Source organism: Flavobacterium sp. CFS9 (genome assembly GCF_041154745.1).
Lineage (GTDB): Bacteria > Bacteroidota > Bacteroidia > Flavobacteriales > Flavobacteriaceae > Flavobacterium.
On the sequence record NZ_AP031573.1, the window covers coordinates 2,221,710 to 2,243,729 of the forward strand.

The following is a 22,020-nucleotide window of genomic DNA, read 5'->3' on the forward strand; positions in this document are numbered from 1 at the left end:
ATTACATTGTAAAACATTGCCTGTTAATATTGTTTATTGTAGAAACATAATATGATGCATAATATATTTGTTTAGTAGTTGGCGAAAAACCTTCATTTAAAGTTTTTCCTATTTCACTAAAAACGGACTCATACTTTGTTCCTTTTTGTTTAGCAATTGCCCCTATTCTTTCAAATGATGTAACAATGTTTTCAGATTTATTTATTGATGAATTGTATTTCCTCATGATATAATTGAATGTGTCTTCAAGTAACTTATTTTCTTCGTAATTTATTTTGTCAAATATTTCAGGTTGATCCATTCTTATTTTTTGAATTAAACTTTCTTCAAAAGAAATTAAATCAGAAGTTAAATTATCTCTCTGTTGAATTAATGCAATTATATTGGATATTTTAGTTCTTTCGTTATCTGTTAGATTTTCCCATAGTAAAGAATTTATTTTCTTATAAAATTCAGATGTTTTACAATGGATATTTATATTATCTTTTAAAAGTTTAAAATTAACTTCTTTATTTTTTGAATTTGCTTTTAATTTTTTTTCTAATTCTTTTTTTGATAGAGAATATTTTTCAAAGATTGATTTGGAATCTTCTGTATTAAGAAATTCTGCAATTTCTTTAGATGTAGATATATCATCCCATAATTCTCTTTTTTTACTATACTCACCTAAATCGTCGCTTTGTGAATATTTCCTAATTAATTCATTAGTAAGCTGCATTAGATTTGTCATATATTGAGTTAAATCATTACTTAGTCCTTCTGAGTTCCAGATTTTATATAAGTCAAATGCTTTATCACCTTTGCTGCCGTCGAAGTATTTATATAGAATTGATATAGAATAAGGTATTACAGCAGATCTAATTTGTCCCATTGAGTTTTTACCTTGCCCATAGATTTTTTCTAGATCTCTGAATAGTATAATTTTTGCAACTAAGGTTTCGAAAAAATTTCGATTAATATCAACTGCTTTTTTATCATTTCCTTCTCCGCCAAGTTCTTCAATAAAATGTCGAAATACTTTTTCTCCTCCTTTTTTTACAATATACGGTTGATCTCCCCAAGCTGTAAAATACTTTCCTAGTTCTTCTTTAGAAAATCTATTCTGTTTAGGAAACTCTTTTTCTATTCTGGATTTCGCCGAACCTGCAATTCTTAATTTAGTATTGAAATCTCCTTTAGATTTTTCGAAGAACCACTTTCGGCCTGTTGGCGTAATGATACTTTCCGAAAGTGTTTTTAGTTTTGTTAATTGTGGGTTTCTTGAGCGTAAATCTACATTTGAAACTTTTGATTGAGAATTAGAATATTGACTTATTTTAGAAATTAAATCATCAAGATTTTCTTCGCTAACATTTTTTGCCACATTGATTTTTGCCATAACCTTGACCTTATCAATATTAAAACCATCCTTATTAGTAAAATATATACTTGCTGTCGTTTGTCCACCATTAACAATCTGAAAATCGGTAAGAGATTTTAGATAAATTTTTCCATTTGCTTCTTCTATTTCCTTTCCGGTAGATGTAATTGTTATTCCGTTATTGTAAGCAATAAATTTTTCTGGATTAACACGTATGGTTTCTCTTATTCCTTGGTTTACGCCTCTAAATTGCAGAAAAGATCTTACGTTTTTTTCAAGCAAACGTGAGCTGTGTTTTTTATATAGATCTGAAAGAACTTTGGCTGGTAAAACACAAAGATATGATTCAAAGTTTTCTTCATCAGCGGCCTTAATTAACTCAATTTTTTCTGTAAAATTGCTTTTAAAATCAATTGTTAATGGTTCTCTGTTTCCTTGAGAAATAAGAACACTGTATAGAAAGTTTAAATCAATTAATCTTTTTATAATAAGTATTTCTTTTTGAATTTGTTGATTGTTTTTAGCGAATGAAATTTTTAAAACATCATCATCAAATTCTAAGCGTTTTGGCTGAGAAATATTCGCTCTTGTGCTTACAGTTGCAGTTGCGGAAATCAAAAATATTTCTATAACATCAAATTGATCAATGCCGTGTGAAGAGGATATTTGAGAAACTAAAGCTTTAACAGGGCTAGAATCTTGAATTTCATCATCAAAATGGCGTTTTATTGCTTTGTTCAAAAATTTTGTTGCTCTGTTAAATTGACTATCATAATAGCTTTTCTGGCTAATTTTTAAATCCTTATCAGTTTCTGTAATATTAATAGATTCTTCATTTAATATAAATAATTGTAGTCTCTCTCCAGATTCATTAACGAGATATCCATTTATTTTAATTTTTTCAGAATCATATTTGTAATAAGACTCATTATAATCTTCGGAATCAATTAATTTTGCCTCAAACATTGATGGTAATACCAAACTGATAAATGATGGCTCTGAAGTAAAGCCATCTTCATCTTTTGATTCTTCTAGTAAATCTTTCCTGTATTTTAGATATTCTGAAACTTCCATATTAAAAGTATAATTCTGAGATTACGAAATTATTTAATGCACTGATTCTTAAATTATATTTTACTTTACTTACTTCTTTTGAGAGGTTCGATCTTACAATCTTTGGAAAATCGAAACTTGTACAATTATAAGTAATTTGGCTAATTGGTTTAAATAGATAGTTATTATAAAGGCCTGCATTTTTTAAATCAATACCTTTAAGATTCAATGCTTTTAATAATAATGTATAATCACCTGATTTAATTTGGATCTTCTTTTTGATTTCTTCTATGAGAAATTGCAAAGAATGTCCCTCATTTTCAATTATAGAAATTACAACTAAGTTTAATTGTTTATCTAAATTTGTTTCGAGTTGATATTCGCTTGATATGGTAATATCTAATTTAGATTCAGTTTTCGTCTTAACTTCAATATCTTTTTGATCGAAAGTAAAATCATGCCTTTTATCAAAAGGGCCGGTCCAACTATTTAAAATGTCATTTACATTAGGCAACTCCATATTATCAATATAAGATTGTAACAAAAATAACTCGCCAAATAGGCCTTGTATATTTGCGGAAGAAAGTAGAAATAAATTGGTATCATTAAAAAATTCACTCCATTTGTAAAAAGTTTGAATGAATTCTTTCGAATAATCATTGACATCTAATAAATCTTTAATTCGGTTATACATTGATATAATCAAATCGTCAAAAAGTTCATAAAAACTATTATCAATTAATTTTAGAACAATGTAATTAGTTTCAGTAAAAAATTCTATCGATAAGTTTTCTTTTATGGTTGCTTTAAAATTGACATTATGATTTTTTGGCAATGCTAAAATTAAACACCTATTTGCATCCTTATTTATTCCTAAATATAAATCTGATTTACATTCTGGAGCCAATATTACTGATTTATAACCTCTAGTTATTTCTTTATTAGTAATGATGGCCCACTTTGATTGTAGATTTTTGATATCCATTATTGTTCGTTATTATCATCCGGTATAGCAGAATCAGATTCATCAATGTCACTTTCTTCATCCTCAATATTGTAATCACCTTTTACGTATATTCCTCCTGGATCAGGTTCAATAGGAGGAAAGCCCAATGCAAAACCTACTAAAGGAATTTTCAAATCATACTCAGTAGCCATTTGTTTTAACCTTTTATCTGCTCCTTTATCATTGTACCTAAATACTTCTGCTGTATCAAATAAATAGATTACTAATAAACCCTCTTGGTCTGACATTTTTTCTCTATAAACTCTCTCTGGAATCGTTTTCTTTTTTGCTAATTTAGTAGCTTCGTCATCAGTTAAATCTGAGTTCTTTTTTAAAATTGATATTTTTTGTTCAGCTCGAAAATCAGCTTCAGTTTGAATAATCTGTGTTTCAGATAATAAGATTGAAAAATCTTTTCCGCTAGAAATAATATTCGCTGACTTTCCGGATGCTTTAAATTTTCTACTAGTTACAAAATAGTCAACATCATTTGTATTTGTTGGCCCACTTCGTATGGAGAGATCAATGCCAAAAGGTTCATTTATCTTTATATTTTCTAATTTACCACTTCCTCCAGTTGTTTTAAGAGCGACGGTCCATTCTTTTAATTTGTTTTTTTCACGACACAATTCTAGAAACATAATCATGCTTTTTCTTGAATCTTCATCAAAATTATTCTCTTCTTTAAGTATGTTAATAATTCCCTGAATGTCTGTTTTATATTTAATAAATCCTGAATTGCTAGATTCAGAAAATTTTGGAAGGATCGTGTTTCTAAAGCTATTCCAAACATTGCTTATTTTTTCCTTTTCTAGATTGAATACAGTTGTTTGCTCTAACTCATCCTGATAAGACCATTTAACTTCATTGACCATTTTTAAAATTGATGGACGAGTTATTTTTAAAGTCCCAGGATGCTTTCTAACTCTTAGCACGAAATTTTGCGGAGTCTTATTTTTAGCTTCCATTTTTCTAAATTCAACTTCCAATTCCTCAATTGTTCGAGTTGTTGAATCAAACTTATCTTTAGAATCTTGTGTTGTAAAAAGCTTACAACAATCTAAGTAACCTGGCCTATATCCAAACCACCTACCCATTTGTAACAAAGTATCTGAATAATCTGTTGATCTAATAAAATAATTAATTGTTAATCCTTCTAATGTAAAGCCACGGGATAATCTATTTCCACCCACGGCAATAACTTTTTTGGGAGAACTTTTTGGATATTCTAAGCTGTCTTTTGTTATGCTATTAATTGCTTTTACTTCAATATTATTGATAGCTTCTGGTAAATAACTTTTTAAAGATTCGAAAGTTATAGGAATCAGAAATTCATCATGGTAACCTTTTGGTAAATAAGATTCGATTGATTCAATTATATGTGAATAATATTTATACCAAATGTTTTCTAAAACTCCATAAATGGATTCTGGAGATGTAATTGTTTCATTTTCAATTTTACTTTGTAGATCTGTTACATATTCTCTTAATAAGTCTCTAGTGGTATTTTGCCATAATGAAAATCTTGAAATATGAATAAGCATTGTATGATGTGGCATAAATGCAGCTGAATAAATCATTTTTTGTTTTCTGCTTTCACGAATGGCAATTGATAAGACAAAGCACATCACACTATCTATTAAAGATTTAGGTAAGTTTTTTGGAAAATGATCTCCAGTTTTACTTGCTCGTGTAGAGCTAATATAGTCTTTGTAACTATCATAATTAAGATATCCTCCATTTTCATCAAATTCATCTTTTGTACGAAAAATTTGCACTCCTGTTAATGTTTCTTTGTCAACCCTAGAAGGGAACTCAAAAATGGTATCATTAACAATTTCTACTAAAGGAATTTTAATTCCTATTTTGTTTTCAATAGGTTCAAAAGTTTCGAATATTTGTTTGGCTCCAATGTAGTTAGATGGTGGATTAAGTAAAACTATAAAATCATCTGGGAAAATGTTATTAACTTGTGTAAGATGTTTTTCTTCGTTTTCGCCTTTCAATTTATAGCTCACTTTCCATTTGTCTTCAGGTACTTCATTTCTGTCTTGAAGTACATTCGCGAAAGGCGTTGCGGTATATCCTAAATAAGTTTTCCTAGTAAATAAATCTAAAAGAGCTCTAATATGTCCATTTGTTTTTGAAGCATATTCCCTCCCTTTTGCACCTTCGTTATTAAGGGAAGCATTATCAGCTTCATCATCTAAAATCAGTAATGGAATATTGTGTCTTTCCTTGTTTTCTTCTAAATAATCATGAAGCCATACGATTAAATTTCTTAATACACTTACATTCTTTTTGCATACGAGAACATTGGTGTTGTCAATGCTAAAATCAGCATCAACTAATGATTTATTAAAATCAGATTTATAGGAAGTTATCGAAACAACTTGATTTACTGTATTATCACCTAAATTCCCAAAACGAGCAATTTTCCCTACTCCTTTTACACCTTTTGTTTCTGAAGTTATATCAATTATTCCATTACCTATAACATCACTTTCTATTCTTAATTGTGTCTGACTTCTAAGATCTTCCATGATTCCTGAAAGGACAATTATTAAACGGTATCCTGAATCAATTGCTCTGTTTATTACAGCATTAAAATTACCTGTTTTACCGGACTGTACACTTCCAACAACTAACCCCTTAACATAAAACGGCGTATCCGATTTTGGATCCCCCATTTTCTCTAATATTTCATAACTCGAATTTATTGTCTCTGCTACTACTTTTTCAGAACGACCAGAATTTTCTAATAGGGTAAAATACCGTTTGCTATAATTCCATGTTATATTTTCTTTTCGATCAGAAGTCAACCAAGTTTTAAATCCTTCCTTAGTTAATGAATTACTAGGGTCTATGTCAACTGGATTGTTCGAAAGATATTCTTTTACTGCAACATCATAGTAGTTTTTCAAGGTAAGATCATCTACTTCAGGATATTGAAACATATTACAAACCAAAATTATATTGTCTTTTATCTGGGTAAATAAATCATCGAAGTATATAGGATTTAAAATGTTTTCTGTAGAGTAATCTAAAGCCTTTCCAGCTATTATTTTTTTAACTACTTCAATGTATTTATTATTATCCATATTTTTTTTATTTTAATAATTGTTTGATTGCTTCAGGAAGTGATGATTCTTCAAAACCTAGTCCAGGCAAAATATCTTTTTTTATTTGTTCAGATGAAAAACCATTTTTTTGAAGCGTTGTTAGCGATATAACTATATCACTTAATGAAAGGCCGTCTTTTTCTTCAATATTTAGAAAAGCTGTTTCTTCATGAGTATGTCTAATTTTATTTATTGAGGTATTTATCATCCTTAATACAAGATTAAACTTAGCAGATTGTTCTTTTGATAAATCTTCTCTGACTTCCTTTAATAAAGGAAATTCACTATTCAATTCAAGAAGTACGCCTTTGTTAGAAGCTTTTCTTTCAAATAAATTTTCTCTGTTTTGTTGTTTACTATTTGAAAAATCTCTAATTCCTCGGTTAAAAAATTCTTTTTCCGCTTCTATTTTGAGTTCTTCAATATATCTTTCAAATGCTTTTTTTAAATCATGTGGTATTACAATCTGAGATTTTGCGACATTTAAATGAAGAAGGTGATCAACACTATTTCCAATTTCAACTCTTAGCCTCGCAAGTTGTAATCTTGGAGCCTTTTTAATAAGTCCATTCCAACCACCAAATAGTATAATTCTGTCTGACCTATAAATGTAAATACCTTCCATATCCATCAATCCACGATTTTTAGTTGTCCAATTAGTAATTCCTTTTCTTGATTCGTCTATGCTTCTTGATGGTAAAACAAAGCCTTCCATTTTTATAGTATCGGTGCTAAAATGTCTTTGTTTGTAAGCAATAGGACGGAAATCAGTTTCGTGGACAGGAAAAGGGTTGAATGGAATTAAAATTTTATTATTGATACGGATATTAATTGGGAACTTCTCACGTTCCATAAATTTGTGAAATACTAAAGATAAATAATCAGACGTAATTTCAGTTATTTCCTTTTTTAAAGCATTCTGTCTATTGCTTTCTTCTAAGTAATTTTCAAATTTATAGAGTCCATTCCAAATAACAATTGTATTTGCTTCAAAAGATTCAAATTGACCTAAAAATGATTTGTTTAATTCAGAATAATCAAAAACTAATTTTTCAATTTCTTCTGATGAATTTACGATAAGTCGCCATTTCTTTTCTTTTTTTAAAAATTCAACATCCCATGTTCTCCCTGAATATTTTTGTTCTCCTTTTTTTCTGGACAAAACGGTGAAACATCTTGTTTGAGAAAATGAGGCTGTTTTCATTCCTAAACCAAACCTACCTAAGTCTGATCCTCCTCTAATATATTCAGGAGAATTACTTGGGAATTGCATGCTCGCTTTCAAGGTGTCTTCATCCATACCTTCTCCATTATCAGCAAGAAAAAGTTTAAAGGGTTCTTCGTCCATTTTAATTAGAACCTCAATTTTATCAGCATTTGCAGAAATAGAATTATCCATTAAGTCAGCCAAAGAAGTTTCAAGACTATAACCTTGTTCAGCAATTGATTTAATTAAATATTCTGGATTTGGATTTGCTTCTTCGAAATTTGGATTTGTTTCAATCATGTTATTTTCTTTTATCTAACCTATTGAGTTTTTCAAATCATTTTCATTAACATTCCAATTGATTTGAATCGTTTTGAATATGTTTTTTTTGGGGGATAACTCTTTTGCAGGATTATTGATTATTCTAATTTGTGGAACATCATTTAAATTAGAAATTATAACTAAAAAGTACTTTTCCATTTTCCTTTTTGCCATAGACCATTCTTTATTAGTAAAGACGATACCTCCAGTTTTGGCATTTATTCCTTTTATTTCCACATAATATGTCTCACTATTTTTTATTTCAAAATCATAGCCACAACCATTTTCTCTAGTGTCTATTAATTCGCCTCTGACTGGTAAACCTTTTTCCATATGATATTTAATAAAATATCTTTCTGCTTTTTTACCAGTTGGACCTCTTAATATAAATTTTCCACTACCGTCATATTGCTTATCTGATATAATTGAGTCTATTGTCTCTAGATTTTCATTTTGCTGAAAAATATTTTTATTTAAAATGTCAAATACTATTTCTCTTAAATCTTCTTCATTCATATCCTCAAATGCATTGACAACATTTACACGACTTGGATTCATTGGTCGCTGATACCATCCTACTCTATGTCCATGTATCGGATCAAATTCATCTCTCCAGTTTTTTACAGAACTTTTTTTTACATCAAGCTTTAAAGCGATATCTTTAAATGCTTCATCCCAAGTGGTATATCCTAAATTTCTAAACCCAGTATCATTGAAACGAGAAAGATAATAACTAATTATCAATGTTAATTTGTGGCTAGTTTCCATTTATCTCTGCTATTTCTTGTATTACGATTTCATCTTTAGAAATGGGATTTAAAAAATTATGTACTATTTGTGCAATTTGATATGCTAAATATGGTGGAACCGCATTTCCTACTTGATGGAATTGACTAGTACGTTCACCACAGAAATAATAATTGTCCGGAAAAGTCTGAATTCTTGCAGCTTCTCTTACTGTCAGGCTTCGACATTGAAGAGGATCATAATGAATAAAGTAATGCCCATCTTTTGAAATATGGCTAGTAACTGTGGTGGCCGGAATATTTGGTAATTGTACTCTAAATCTATCAGTGAATTTTCCTGATTCTACATTTTCATGATCAGGTAAGAGATTATCTCCCGCTTTCTTATAATCTTCAAGGCGAGGAAAGTTTTGATTTAATTTAGTATATCGTGCCGCAAATAAATATCTTTTAAGATCTTCTAATAAATGTTTTCTTGAAACATGCTGAAGAACGCCTCCTAATTGATTATCATTGTACCAGTTGAATAAAGGATGTGATTGGGAAATTTTGCTTTTTGAAGTGCTAAAAAAAGGTGTGCCAAGACTTGTAGGGAAGTTTTGTTTTGTTTTGCTATTTTCTTCAGGAACGAGTTCATTTATCACTTTGTTAAACTCAACAATATGATTTTGCCAGTTTTGCTCGGAGTCTTCGATATTTTGATAAAATCGTTTCTTTTTTAATTTGCCATCTTTATCAGATACCATCTCACTATGAGTGAATGATTTTGTAATTCCGCTTCTAATTATTGGCAAATTACCAATAATTGATTCCAGAGTTACTTGGTTTTTCTTTTGAAGTATATTTATAGGGCCATTTACATCTTCTCTAATTCCTAACAAAATAACACGATGTCTTTTTTGCGGGATACCATAATCCTCTGATTTAATAATGTAATCTCTGGGTTCAAATATTGGATTTCCTTCTTGATCAAATCCTTTCGGCTCGACAGTTAATGAATAAATTCGATACCTAACATTTTGATCATTATCAATAAAAGTTCCTTCTGACAGGCATGCATCAAGTGGATTTTTTAAGTCACTCAGGATTTTAGTAAAGACATTAGTTTTTTCAGTTTCAGCTGACAATATTCCTTTGACGTTTTCCATAACAAAAACCGAAGGATTATGCCTTGCGAGGATACGTAAGTACTCCTTATAAAGTCCAACTCTTTTATCCGTTTCTTCGTTGAGTGTTAATTCCTGACGCCTGGCTCGTCCTACTAAAGAATAAGCCTGACAAGGCGGTCCTCCTATCAGTACCCAGTTTTGGTTTCCATTTAACGCTCGTTCGATTCTTTTATCGACTTCTTCGTCGCTTACTCCATTTAAATCCTTTTTGTCTGGTTTCCCTAATGTTCCACACCAAGCTTCTTCATCTGCTCGATTTGAGGCATCGGGATGATTATTATATAATTGAGTTATCGTGATTTCTCCCTTAACAAACTTGTAATAATCGTCAGGTAAATTTCCAATTGGGAATTGTCTATAAAAACTTCTGAGTTTAAGTGTTTTGTGGGCATTTTCGTCCTTTTCGACAGATAAGGAAATCTCGAAAATTCGATTTCCTTCATCGTTTGTTAAAGATGAAAAGCCTTCTGCTAATCCTCCCGGGCCGGCGAATATATCTATAATTGGTATTGGCATTAGGATAAAATAAGTTTAATTTTAAGGTAAATGATCAGATTAAACAAATATAGGTTTAATAACTAATTACATCATTATGGAAAACCGTACTATCTTAAAAATTCTACTTAGACAAGTGTATTAATAAATAAAAAGTTATAATAGCGTATTTATACGTGTTTTTATTCTAAGTTAAAAAATATCCTATTTCTCCCTCTTCCCCCATTTAATTTTCATTTTTCCGTTATCGTCAATGGCAAGTAGATGCAAGACAATCCCGCGTTCACGGACGGCATCGCGTTCGGCTTGGGTGGCGAGTTTGGCGTCGTTTTTAGAGTTTCGGAGGGGGATGGTGAGGGCGAGATTGGTGCCTCGTCCGAAAGAGTAAATTCCGTTGACATCGATGTTGAGCACATTGGAACTTATGGTGAGATCGTTGACGTCGATCTGCTCTCCGCGCATATTGAGCTGACCGGACAAATCGCTAAAGGTTATGTTCTCGACATCACGAAACGGAAAAGCAAATTTTCCGATTTTCACAATAGGTTCAAAGTTAACCAAAGCTCCCTGATTGACTTTAAAATCTAGTTTTCCGCGCATCGAGTTGCTAATCAATTCGCCACGGCTATTGATAAAACCGTTTACGCTGGCTTTACTCGTTAGTTTTCCCTTGATGTTGTTGGGGCTAAAGGACTGAATACCGAAGTTGTTAAACGATTTCAGAAAGCTTGCAATTTCGACCCTGTTTACCTGAGCATTCGAACTAAAAGCATAATTTTTCCCGTTTGGTACCACTTCACTGTCAAAAGTTACAGTACCTCCCGACGTTTGCAGCGAACCGTTTTTGATCACCAGTTTCGAATCCAGCATCTGAATTCGGGCGGTGGTATTGGTCGCAACGAGTTTATTGTAATTGATTTTATCGGCTTTGATATCGATTACCACCGAGCATTTGTCGATGACACTTCTCAGGTGATTCGAAATCGTGGGTCTTTTGGTCATTTTGGCCGAGCCTTTTACTTTTTGTGAACTGGCTAAAACACCCAGAAATTGTTTGAGATCGATATTAGGGCAATAGATTTTCCAGTTGACAATCATTTTTTCGGGAGCATCATAATAGAGGTTCAGGAAATTGTCAATTTGCCCTTCGATGAAAATTGTATTCTTATTGTGTTTGTAAGCGATTTGTTTGATGAGTAAAGCTTTCTCGGTAAAGTCAAGATGAATGTTGGTTTTTACAGCACGAACATTCTTCGGAATATAATGAAACGAGGCGTCGTCAACATCTATTTTACCAATAAAACGCGGTTTGGTAATGTACAGGTCAACAATGTCAAACTGAAACGCCAGGTTGGCTTTGGCATGACCGCTTGTAAACTGAATCCACTTGTCGTTGCTTATTTGGTTGAGTCTTTCAATGTCGAAATCAGAACTTAGATTTCCGGTGGCCACCGGTTTCTCGAGATTATTGATCGACAATTGCGGAATGGTAAGCGGAATGTTTTCGTATTCCCCCGTAAATTTCGTTAAAATAATAGCCGAATTGGCATCGTTATAACCGGCCGTTGGTTTGAAATTATTGGTAAAAATGCCTTTAAAGTGGCAGTCTTTAATCAATCCGTCCGGTATAGAAAGTTCGTTGTTTTGGGCAATTGCCTGAACGACAATTCTGGGATCACCTTCGGCATTAAAATCGCCTTTGATGTCGCAATTCACCTCAATTTCTTTTTTTAGATTAAATCGGTTAAGCTTAGAGCTGATGTTTGCCGATAATAAATTCGACGCATTTTGCCACAAAATACTCGTACTGATATTGATTCCGAACAGCGCATTACCTTTGGCCAGATTAAAAAAAGCGATAATATCAAAAGAGTCTGTTCCAATTTTCAGATCCTTAGTCACGACATCAATTCTGTCTTTTGGAGCGGAGTAAGCCACTGCAAAAGTACCTTTGAGCTCTTTTTCTTTGGCAAAACTTCCGTGTACGGTATTAAAGGCCAAACTCTTAATTTGGGTGTTCAGATAAACATCGGTTTGCCAGTTGTCGCCATCATGTTCTATCTTTGACTGTAAGTGATCGACATCAAAATCAAACAATTTATGCCCAAGCAGATTGTTTAAAGTGAAGTGAACTCCGTTTAGTTCGATTTGGTCAATTGTAGTTTCGGTATTGGACTTGTCTTCCGGTGCTTTTTTCTTTTTCGGCTTAAAAATATTGGCATTCGAATAACCGTTCGGTGCTTTATACACATAAATAGCCGCGTCGTTGATCAGGATTTTATGAATATTGATTTCGTTTTGAATTAAACTCCAAACATTCAGACGTACTTCAATTTCTTTGGCTTTCAATAAAGTGTGTTGGTGCGTGGCCCATTGATTGTCTTTGACTTCAACTTCTTTTAAAGCCAAAGTAAAGTTAGGGAAACCAGTTAGAAACTTATAATGAAAATCGCCAATGTGAAATTTCCCGTTGATGTTTTCATTGATTTTAGTGTTGATCTTGGTAATGATTTCGGCTTTATTTCGATTAAAATAAATTGACAATCCGCCACAAGCAAGAAGGAGTAAAGCAGTAAGTCCCAGAATGAAAAAGCCAAAACGTCTGGCATATCTTCTAAAATGAAGCGATTGAAAAAAGTTTTTTATGCGTAGTAAAGTGGCTTTCATCTGGAAGAATTTTCAGGATCACTAAAGATAAGGTAAAAAACTTACGTTTCTTTAAAAAGATGAATTTCGACCTTACGTAGGTTAAAACTTATGATTTTTACTTTTTGAATGAATATAATTAATGACAATACATTTATAATGAAAACTAATTTGGTTATGGTGTTTCATTTGTATTTAATTTTTAAATTTGTGGTCTAGTTTGAAACGAAATAATTCAGACAATAATTTTAAAAGACAAAAAATTATGGCATTAGCAATTACAGATGCTACTTTTGATGAAGTAGTTTTGAAGTCAGATAAACCGGTAATGGTAGATTTTTGGGCAGCATGGTGCGGTCCTTGTAGAATGGTTGGTCCAATCATTGACCAATTAAGCGACGAATACGCAGGTAAAGTAGTGGTAGGTAAAGTAGATGTAGATGCTAACCAGGAATTTGCTGCAAAATACGGTGTTCGTAATATACCAACTGTTTTGGTTTTTCATAACGGTGAAGTAGTAGGAAAACAAGTAGGAGTTGCTCCTAAACAAACCTACGCAGATAGTTTAGACGCTTTGTTGTAATCGAAAGATTATAATTTATATAAAGAAGGTTCGGCGAAAGTCGGACCTTTTTTATTTGTTTTTTTTGCCACAGATTAAAGGAATTTTCATGGATTTTTTTTAAAATCATTTTAATCTGTGTAATCTGTAGCAAGAGATTTATTATTCGTGCTAATTAGTGAAATTAGTGGCAAAGTTTTTTTTATTTTTAACGAATCTTATATTTCTTTAAAAATGAAAATTTCCTCCAGCTTACTCTGCTTTTTTGTGTTTATTACAATTGGTTTTTCCCAATCAAAGTCAAAAGAAAAACTGATTCTAGAGGACGGTGTTTCAGAACAGTTAGCGCATTTTCGAAAAAAGCAGATTTCTAAACTTACTTACGAACTGTCTTTTGAAATTCCGGAGAAAAAAGCGGAGTTTATTAACGCCGAATTGGTGTTGGACCTTATTCTTGCTGACGGGAGTGAGTCTTTGTATCTTGATTTTAAAGAGAAATCTCAAAATATTAAATCAGTTACAGCAAACGGGAAAAGTATCCCAATTGTGCATCAAAAAGGACATATCATAATTCCCGCGGAGCGTTTGACAAAAGGAAAAAATACGATTGCAATCTCTTTTATTGCAGGAGATTTGTCCTTAAATCGAAATGATGACTTCCTGTATACTTTACTGGTTCCTGATCGTGCCAGCACTTTATTCCCGTGTTTTGATCAGCCGGATATAAAAGCAACTTATAAATTGAAGTTAACAGTTCCAAAAGACTGGTCGGTTTTGGCTGGGGGGCATGTGGAGGAGAAATTTGAAAAAGGTGATTTTACAAGTTACACCTTTGGAGAATCCGATAAAATGAGTACTTATTTGTTCTCTTTTGTAGCAGGAAAGTTTAAAAGCATCACTCAGGTACCAGGTTTAGAAATGACCATGTTGTATCGTGAGAACAGCCCTGAAAAGTTAAAAACAAGTACCGATACCATTTTTAAATTGCACCAGCAATCCTTAGACTTTTTAGAAAAATATACGAATTACAAATTTCCGTTTCAGAAGCTAGATTTTGCTTCGATTCCTGTTTTTCAATATGGCGGAATGGAGCATGTTGGAGCGATACAATATAAGGAATCGACCTTATTTTTGGACAATAGTGCCACAGACAGCGAGAAACTCGATCGTGCTAAATTAATTGCTCATGAAACCTCGCACATGTGGTTTGGAGATTTGGTTACCATGAAATGGTTTGATGATGTCTGGATGAAAGAGGTTTTTGCCAATTTCATGGCCGACAAAATCATGAATCCGATTTTTCCGAAAGTCAACCATAATTTACAGTTTCTAACCGCACACGTTCCTAATGCATATGGTGAAGATCGTTCGCTGGGTACACATCCAATCAAACAAAATCTCGCCAATCTTAAAAATGCAGGATCGCTTTACGGCGCCATTATTTACAACAAAGCACCTATTATGATGCGCCAGTTAGAAGCTTCAATGGGGAAAGTGGCTTTTCAGAAAGGAATTGAAAAGTACATTAAAAAGTACGCCAACGATAATGCCGACTGGAACAATCTGGTGGAAATTCTGGATGCCGAAACGCCTTTGGATATGAAAAAATGGAGTGAAGTCTGGGTGAATAAATCTGGAAGAGCCATTTTCACAGATAAGATTGCCTATGATGCTCAAAACCGAATTTCGAGCTTTGAAATTACACAGCAGGCAGAAGATCATTCGGCTAACATATGGCCTCAGATCTTTGATATTGGTTTGGTTTATCCCAACAGCGTAAAAGTGATCAGCGCTGTTATAAAAGACAAAAATCTGTCGCTGAAAGAAGCTATTGGACTTGAAAAACCAATAGCGGTTATATACAATTACAATGGTTTCGGATATGGTGTTTTTCCGCTTGACGGGAATAATGTAGAGTCTGTTTTGAGTCTGAAGGATGAGGTGGCAAGAGCTTCGACTTACATTAATATTTATGAAAATACTTTAACGGGAAATGTGGCTCCAACAAAAGCTTTCGATTGTTTTGTGAAAGGAATTCAGCAGGAGCAAAACGAATTGGTACTGAAAATAATTACCAATCAAACGAGTGCGATTTTTTGGAAATATCTCACACAAAAACAGCAAAATATAGCGCAAAAACAGCTTGACGAAGTAGTTTTAGATCGTTTGAAGACCAATTTGCCTAGCAATATTAAGAAAACGTTGTTTAATCTGTTCAGTTCGATTGCTTATTCCGATTCAGGAAAAGCAAAACTTTATGCAATTTGGAGTAAAGAAACAGTAATCTCCGGTTTAAAATTAAACGAAGACGATTATACAAACATGGCTATGAATCTGGCTATATTTAAACATGAAAAAGCGGATGAGATTTTGAATAAAACCAGAACTTCAATTAGTAATCCCGACAAGCAAAAACGATTTGAATTTCTGCTTCCTTCATTGTCTAAAGACGAAGCAGTGCGCGATGCTTTTGTGCAGTCCTTAAAAGACGATGCCAACAGAGAAAAAGAAGCATGGGTTTCTGTAGGTTTAGCGAATATAAATCATCCTTTACGTCAGGAAAGTGCTCAGAAGTATATTAGATTTTCACTAGATTTGGTTGACGAAATTCAGAGAACGGGAGATATCTTTTTTCCAAAAGACTGGCTGAACAATACAATTGGAAAATATTCGTCGAAATATGCTTTTGATGAGGTACAGCGATTTTTAAAAGAGAATTCTAATTTTAGTCCAATTCTGAAAAGAAAATTAATGCAGGCAACCGACGGTTTGTACCGCGCACAAAATATTAAAAAAGAAACCGAATGAAAATTGAATCGGAAATAGAAAAAGTCTCCAGTTTTCAACATCTCGAAATGCTTGCCAATCAGGTGGTAGAAGGATTTATTTCGGGGATGCACAAAAGTCCGTTTCATGGATTTTCGGCAGAGTTTGCTGAGCATAAAGTGTATAATGCCGGAGAAAGTACGAAACATATCGACTGGAAGCTGTTTGCCAAAACAGATCGTTTGTACACCAAACGTTTTGAGGAAGAAACCAATTTGAGATGTCATATTATTGTCGATAATTCATCGTCTATGCATTATCCTGAATTGAAATCAAATCAGCCCTTTTACGAAAAGAAAATAGGGTTTTCAGTTCTGGCTTCTGCTGTATTGATGAATATTCTTAAAAAACAACGTGATGCTGTTGGTTTGAGCGTGTTCTCGGACAGTTATGAATATTATGCTCCGGAGAAAGGAAGTGATCGCCATCACAGAATGCTGCTCAATAAATTAGAACAGTTACTGGAACAGCCAAAAGCTAAAAAAAGTACCGATACGATTACGTATCTGCATCAGATTGCGGAGAAAATGCATCGTCGTTCGATGATTATTCTTTTTACAGACATGTTTCAGGCCGAAGAGGATGAGAAGCTTTTTAACGCCTTACAGCATTTGAAACACAACAAACATAAAGTAGTACTGTTTCATGTGGTTGATGATCAAACAGAACTAAAGTTTGACTTTGATAACACACCGCGTAAGTTCATTGACTTAGAATCGGGTGAAGAAGTATCGATTTTTGCCGATAATGTAAAAGCGGAATATGAAAAAAGGGTAGAAGGGTATTTTAAAAACCTGGCTTTAACCTGTGCAAAGAACCATATTAAGTACGTTCCGGTAAATGTAGGCGATAATTTTGAAAAAATATTGACGACATATTTGGTTGAAAAACAAAACTTTGGCTAAATAATTTAAAATTTATTTAATTTTTTTTCAAAAAACACTTGCAGAAACGAAATTCTGTACTATCTTTGCAACCGCAATAACGCAGAGGTTTGGTAGTTCAGTTGGTTAGAATACATGCCTGTCACGCATGGGGTCGCGGGTTCGAGTCCCGTCCAGACCGCAATATTGGGAAAAGCCTTTCTTAACGGAAAGGCTTTTTTGCCCAAATACGGTATCTAAGATTAGTTGTGTTGTTTTGCTACGACTTTGTAACTCGTAGCTGGTTTAGTAGTTAGACCAATGAAAAGCTTTCCACTTTTGTGGATGGCTTTTTTGATTTAGGGCTATTCTGAATTTAAACGCAAAGTTCGCTAAGGTTTACGCGAAGTCCGCAAAGTTTTTATAAGCTTTGTGGACTTTTTTGTTTTTAGGTGTTTGGTTGAACCGCAAGGAACGCTAAGATTTACGCGAAGTCCGCAAAGTTTTTTATAAGTTTTGTAGACTTTGGACTTTCAGTTTCGTAGTCTTTGTGATTAAAAAGAAAGTAAATTCTTCTTTTTTGATTTTATGGTCAAATTTTAAAATATTGGAATTTAATTGATTAAAAATTAATTGAAATTTATTCGTAAAAAATGCTTGCAGAAACGAAATTCTGTTGTATTTTTGCACTCGCAATAACGCACGGTTTGGTAGTTCAGTTGGTTAGAATACATGCCTGTCACGCATGGGGTCGCGGGTTCGAGTCCCGTCCAGACCGCAATATTGGAAGAAGCCTTTCTTAATGGAAAGGCTTTTTTGTTTTTATAGCTTTTAGGTTTAACCGGAAAGAGCGCTAAGATTTACGCAAAGTTCGCAAAGTTTTAATTTAGCTTTGCGAACTTTGCGTTTTTTCCTTTGTGGACTTTGCGGTTAAGTCTTAATGAGCAGCTTTGGAATTTGGTATTTCAAACAATTGAAATTTAATTTTCTTATATTTAAAGTTGCAAAAACATTGTATAAACTCCAATGGAATATTCCGGTCAGAAATTAGATAAGTATTACATCAAAAAAGTAGATGCTGATAAAAAAAGCATTTACTGTCACCACGATTTGATGGGGGAGTTGTTTGTGCCTACGCATAAACACGACAAAGCACAGCTATTGTATGCCGAAGGAGATGTTGTTTTTGTAACAACCGAAACTAAAACCTATTTTTTACCGGCAAGACATTTTATTTGGATTCCGAGTGGAGTAGAGCACAGCATTGAACCGAAGTCGGAAAGTGTTACAATGCGAAACCTGTATTTTCCGATTGAAAAAGATGAAGACGAGTTTTATAAGAATGAGGGAATTTATCCTGTCAATAATTTACTGCTTCAAATGATGCTTTTTACAAATCGATGGAATGGCGATCTTAAAAAAGGAACGCCAAACTTTACCATTGCTAAAGCTATAAAAGCGATTCTGCCTCAAATATGTACTGCTAATTTGCCTTTGGGATTACCGCAGCCGAAAGACAAACGACTTGGGAAGATTTTACGTCATATCGAAAATAATCTGGGAGAAACGATTCTGTTTGCCGATGTGGCGCATGAATTCGGGTATAGCGAACGCTCTTTGTATCGCTTGTTTCAAAAAGATCTCGGAATGTCCTTCATTCAATATTACACTATTCGGAGAATTTTAAAGGCTATCGAGTTGTTATTGGAAAGAAAGCTTTCGGTAAAAGAGGTAGCCGAAGAAGTTGGATATAATAGTGTCCCGACTTTTAGTAATACTTTTTTCAAAATCTTAGGACAAAGACCTTCTGATTACTTAAACGGTGAGGAGATTTTAGGCCGAGGAAAATGAATTTTTTCAGGCAGATAGTCAAAACATAAAATAAAATCTGCAAAATCTGCGTGAACCTAAAAAACGAGCAAATATTATATCTGTTTTTTAATAGTTTGTTTTTCAGTGCTTCAATTGAATTTTTTGTAAAAACAAGATTTTAACATTTGTCCGAAATGAATATGTTATTGACTTTTTAGAATTATCAGTCAATAAAAAAAATGAAGGAACTTTGCAGCTTAAATTATTTATGTATTCATGTTCCTTAAAACAACAAATTCTACAGACGATTGTTTTCCCAGAATCCTGCTCTTATTTTTACTTGTATTAGTATTTAATGGTATAAAAGCGCAGGAAGTGCATTCGGTTTCGCTAAAAGAAGCTTTGAAACTGGCTAAAGAAAACAACAAAAAAATCCTCAGATCTCAACTTGAGATTACGCTCTCAGAGCAAAACATCAAAGAAAGAAAAGAACTCCGATTGCCAGATGTACAGCTAAGTGGTATGTACTCCAGAATCACCAATATTACCGAATTCAAAGGAAACGGTTTTTTAAACGGCAAAGAAGTTACAAAGGCGATTCCGGAACTCTATGAGGTGAACTCGAGTTTTAAAATGCCAATCTACGCTGGAAATAAAATAAATAACGCTATCAAAATTGCCAATCAGGAGAGTGAAATTGCTAAAATAAAAACAGAAAAGGTCGAAAATGATGTCGAACTCGAAGTTGTGGCAAACTATCTGGCGATTTATAAGATGATGGAGCTTCAAAAGATATTCGAAGAAAACATCAAAGAAGAGAAAAGCCGATTGAAAGAAGTACAGTCGCTTCGAAAACATGGAGCGGTCACTAAAAATGAAGTTATCAGAGCCGAATTACAGCTTTCGGATCGTGAATTAAATGCGCTTACAAATTCCAAAAACATAAAAATTGCGCTTCACGATCTGAAAACTCTAATTCAACTTCCGGAAAACGAAGAAATAGCCATCGATACGGCGGCCAGTTTGGATGAAATGAACGGTTTAGATCCGTATGATTTTTATCTGAATAAGGCTTTGAATAATGAAGAAATGAGAATTGCCAGTCAGGAACTGAATATTAGTAAAACGGAGCTGAAACTGGTCAAAGGAAATTACCTGCCAACGGTTCATTTCTTTGGGAACTATGGTTTTTATTATCCGAACTACAAATTCTTCCCGCCCAATCCGTATTTGTACACGCTGGGGCAAATAGGTGTTGAGGCTGCTTTTGATCTTTCGTCTCTGTATAAAAACAAGACCAAAGTAGATCAGGCAAGCACCAAAATCAAATGGCAGGAAATGCAATCTGAAATTTTGAAAGACGAAATTCAGGATAAGCTTTTTAAAGAGCATACACAGTATCAGGAAATCCTTGAAAAGTTTGTTGTAGTGGATAAAGCTTTGGATTTGGCCGATGAAAATTACCGTATTGTAAAGCTGAAATATATGAACCAACTGGTTTTAATAACCGAAATGGTTGATGCTGACAATGCTTTGCTTCAGGCAAAATACAATAAAATTGCTACCCGATTGGATGCGATTTTAAAACATTACGAACTGCTGCATACGGCGGGAATGCTTCCTTAGAAGTGAGATGTTATTTGTGAAATGTTAGATGCGAAAAGTTAGAAGAAAGAGTATAGAGTAAAGAATATGGATTTTTGAGTTCTGAAGGAACGATTCATATTGTAGGGCAGGATTTTAATCCAGTAGAAAATAAAATATAGAGAATAGACGAAAATATGGTTAAGATTAAAAATGAGACTAGAAGAAACAGAACGTTTCATGTGTTAATAACAATTATTGCAAGTGTGTTGGTAGTAAGCGGTATTGTTTTGGGAATTTGGTTTTATGTTTTCAACAGGAATCATGAGGAAACTAATGATGCTCAGGTCGAGCAGTATGTAACGCCAATCATGTCGAGAATTACGGGTTATGTACAGGAAGTTCGTTTTAACGAAAATCAGTTTGTGCATAAGGGGGATACTTTGGTTGTTATAGACAACAGAGAATATCAATCGAAATTAAATGTGGCTCTTGCCGATGTTCAGAACGCGAGACAAAACAGCCTGGTTGCCGAGAAAAATGCAGTAAATATGGCAAGTGCAACGGCTATTAACGAAGCGCAATTAGACGCTGCAAAATCGAATCTTTGGAAAACCAAATTAGAGTACGAAAGATACAAAGCTTTGGTGAGTGAAGAAGCGGCGACTTCTCAGCAATTAGAAAAAGTAAAGGCAGATTACGAGTCGGCACAAGCGCATTTTCAGGAAATGAAAAACAGAATTCATACTTCGGCACTGAGTACTTCGGTGGCCGAAGCCAATGTGCCAACAACACAAACGAATATCGCTTCGAGACAAGCCACGGCAGATAATGCGGCCTTATTTCTTTCGTACACCATAATTACGGCGCCTTACGATGGCTGGATCGGGAAACGAACTTTACAGCCCGGACAATTAGTAAAAGAAGGTCAGTCCCTGCTTTCGATTGTAAGCAAAGAAAAATGGATTACAGCCAATTTTAAAGAAACGCAATTGCAGTATCTAACCGTGGGGCAGAATGTGGAAATCAAAGCCGATGCAGTAAGTGATAAGATATTTATAGGTACAATTGCATCGTTATCGCCTGCGAGCGGGGCAAGATTTTCATTGCTTCCTCCGGATAATGCAACCGGAAACTTCGTGAAAATCGAGCAAAGAATTCCGGTTAGAATTCAGTTAAAGGATACCGACAAACAAACCGATTTTTTAAGAGCGGGAATGAATATCACTGTGATTGCAGCACACTAAA

13 protein-coding genes and 2 tRNA genes are annotated in these 22,020 nt (G+C 33.5%); 8 read left to right on the top strand and 7 right to left on the bottom strand.

The window, feature by feature from the left end; all coding sequences use genetic code 11:
• Position 1 precedes the first annotated feature (1 nt).
• From ACAM30_RS09765 to ACAM30_RS09795, 7 genes are all read right to left on the bottom strand, one after another.
• A complete protein-coding gene (locus tag ACAM30_RS09765; RefSeq protein ID WP_369618318.1) occupies positions 2-2,434 on the bottom strand; it encodes an AIPR family protein in 2,433 nt (810 codons plus the stop codon).
• A 1-nt stretch (position 2,435) separates the two neighbouring features.
• Positions 2,436-3,398 carry a PD-(D/E)XK motif protein gene (locus ACAM30_RS09770; protein ID WP_369618319.1) on the bottom strand — a complete coding sequence of 321 codons (963 nt, stop codon included), beginning with the start codon at positions 3,396-3,398 and terminating at the stop codon, positions 2,436-2,438.
• Positions 3,398-6,520 (bottom strand): Z1 domain-containing protein, encoded by a 3,123-nt coding sequence (locus ACAM30_RS09775; protein ID WP_369618320.1) that lies wholly within the window; start codon positions 6,518-6,520, stop codon positions 3,398-3,400. The genes ACAM30_RS09770 and ACAM30_RS09775 overlap by 1 nt, the downstream gene beginning before the upstream one ends.
• Positions 6,521-6,527: 7 nt before the next feature.
• Positions 6,528-8,048: an ATP-binding protein gene (locus ACAM30_RS09780; protein ID WP_369618321.1), complete on the bottom strand. Its 1,521-nt coding sequence runs from the start codon at positions 8,046-8,048 to the stop codon at positions 6,528-6,530.
• Positions 8,049-8,063: 15 nt separating this feature from the next.
• Positions 8,064-8,837 carry a DUF3883 domain-containing protein gene (locus ACAM30_RS09785; RefSeq protein WP_369618322.1) on the bottom strand — a complete coding sequence of 258 codons (774 nt, stop codon included), beginning with the start codon at positions 8,835-8,837 and terminating at the stop codon, positions 8,064-8,066.
• Positions 8,827-10,500, bottom strand: coding sequence for a DNA cytosine methyltransferase (locus tag ACAM30_RS09790; protein ID WP_369618323.1), 1,674 nt, complete (start codon positions 10,498-10,500; stop codon positions 8,827-8,829). The genes ACAM30_RS09785 and ACAM30_RS09790 overlap by 11 nt, the downstream gene beginning before the upstream one ends.
• 183 nt (positions 10,501-10,683) lie before the next feature.
• Positions 10,684-13,146 carry an AsmA-like C-terminal region-containing protein gene (locus ACAM30_RS09795; protein WP_369618324.1) on the bottom strand — a complete coding sequence of 821 codons (2,463 nt, stop codon included), beginning with the start codon at positions 13,144-13,146 and terminating at the stop codon, positions 10,684-10,686.
• Positions 13,147-13,390: 244 nt separating this feature from the next.
• On the opposite strand from ACAM30_RS09795, the gene trxA reads away from it, so the two are divergent.
• The 8 genes from trxA (at position 13,391) to ACAM30_RS09835 (ending at position 22,019) form a co-directional block, all read left to right on the top strand.
• A complete protein-coding gene (gene trxA / locus ACAM30_RS09800; protein WP_012023423.1) occupies positions 13,391-13,708 on the top strand; it encodes a thioredoxin in 318 nt (105 codons plus the stop codon).
• Positions 13,709-13,921: 213 nt separating this feature from the next.
• Positions 13,922-16,495 (top strand): M1 family aminopeptidase, encoded by a 2,574-nt coding sequence (locus tag ACAM30_RS09805; RefSeq protein WP_369618325.1) that lies wholly within the window; start codon positions 13,922-13,924, stop codon positions 16,493-16,495.
• Complete coding sequence (locus ACAM30_RS09810) at positions 16,492-17,418, top strand: DUF58 domain-containing protein (RefSeq protein ID WP_369618326.1); 927 nt, start codon at positions 16,492-16,494, stop codon at positions 17,416-17,418. Before ACAM30_RS09805 ends, ACAM30_RS09810 begins: the two co-directional genes overlap by 4 nt.
• A gap of 86 nt (positions 17,419-17,504) precedes the next feature.
• A tRNA-Asp gene (locus ACAM30_RS09815) sits at positions 17,505-17,578 on the top strand.
• 502 nt (positions 17,579-18,080) lie between these two features.
• Positions 18,081-18,154 (top strand) — tRNA-Asp (locus ACAM30_RS09820).
• A gap of 248 nt (positions 18,155-18,402) precedes the next feature.
• Complete coding sequence (locus tag ACAM30_RS09825) at positions 18,403-19,227, top strand: AraC family transcriptional regulator (RefSeq protein ID WP_369618327.1); 825 nt, start codon at positions 18,403-18,405, stop codon at positions 19,225-19,227.
• Positions 19,228-19,464: 237 nt separating this feature from the next.
• Positions 19,465-20,814: a TolC family protein gene (locus ACAM30_RS09830; RefSeq protein ID WP_369618328.1), complete on the top strand. Its 1,350-nt coding sequence runs from the start codon at positions 19,465-19,467 to the stop codon at positions 20,812-20,814.
• Positions 20,815-20,969: 155 nt separating this feature from the next.
• Positions 20,970-22,019, top strand: coding sequence for an HlyD family secretion protein (locus ACAM30_RS09835; protein ID WP_369618329.1), 1,050 nt, complete (start codon positions 20,970-20,972; stop codon positions 22,017-22,019).
• Position 22,020 lies beyond the last annotated feature (1 nt).

What these genes read in the sequence shown, in the direction of transcription:
- ACAM30_RS09780 (WP_369618321.1), bottom strand. Translation starts at nt 8,048, where the DNA reads ATGATTGAAACAAATCCAAATTTCGAAGAAGCAAATCCAAATCCAGAA.
- ACAM30_RS09770 (WP_369618319.1), bottom strand. Translation starts at nt 3,398, where the DNA reads ATGGATATCAAAAATCTACAATCAAAGTGGGCCATCATTACTAATAAA.
- ACAM30_RS09805 (WP_369618325.1), top strand. Translation starts at nt 13,922, where the DNA reads ATGAAAATTTCCTCCAGCTTACTCTGCTTTTTTGTGTTTATTACAATT.
- ACAM30_RS09765 (WP_369618318.1), bottom strand. Translation starts at nt 2,434, where the DNA reads ATGGAAGTTTCAGAATATCTAAAATACAGGAAAGATTTACTAGAAGAA.
- ACAM30_RS09825 (WP_369618327.1), top strand. Translation starts at nt 18,403, where the DNA reads ATGGAATATTCCGGTCAGAAATTAGATAAGTATTACATCAAAAAAGTA.
- ACAM30_RS09810 (WP_369618326.1), top strand. Translation starts at nt 16,492, where the DNA reads ATGAAAATTGAATCGGAAATAGAAAAAGTCTCCAGTTTTCAACATCTC.
- ACAM30_RS09830 (WP_369618328.1), top strand. Translation starts at nt 19,465, where the DNA reads ATGTTCCTTAAAACAACAAATTCTACAGACGATTGTTTTCCCAGAATC.
- ACAM30_RS09835 (WP_369618329.1), top strand. Translation starts at nt 20,970, where the DNA reads ATGGTTAAGATTAAAAATGAGACTAGAAGAAACAGAACGTTTCATGTG.
- ACAM30_RS09795 (WP_369618324.1), bottom strand. Translation starts at nt 13,146, where the DNA reads ATGAAAGCCACTTTACTACGCATAAAAAACTTTTTTCAATCGCTTCAT.
- trxA (WP_012023423.1), top strand. Translation starts at nt 13,391, where the DNA reads ATGGCATTAGCAATTACAGATGCTACTTTTGATGAAGTAGTTTTGAAG.
- ACAM30_RS09775 (WP_369618320.1), bottom strand. Translation starts at nt 6,520, where the DNA reads ATGGATAATAATAAATACATTGAAGTAGTTAAAAAAATAATAGCTGGA.
- ACAM30_RS09785 (WP_369618322.1), bottom strand. Translation starts at nt 8,837, where the DNA reads ATGGAAACTAGCCACAAATTAACATTGATAATTAGTTATTATCTTTCT.
- ACAM30_RS09790 (WP_369618323.1), bottom strand. Translation starts at nt 10,500, where the DNA reads ATGCCAATACCAATTATAGATATATTCGCCGGCCCGGGAGGATTAGCA.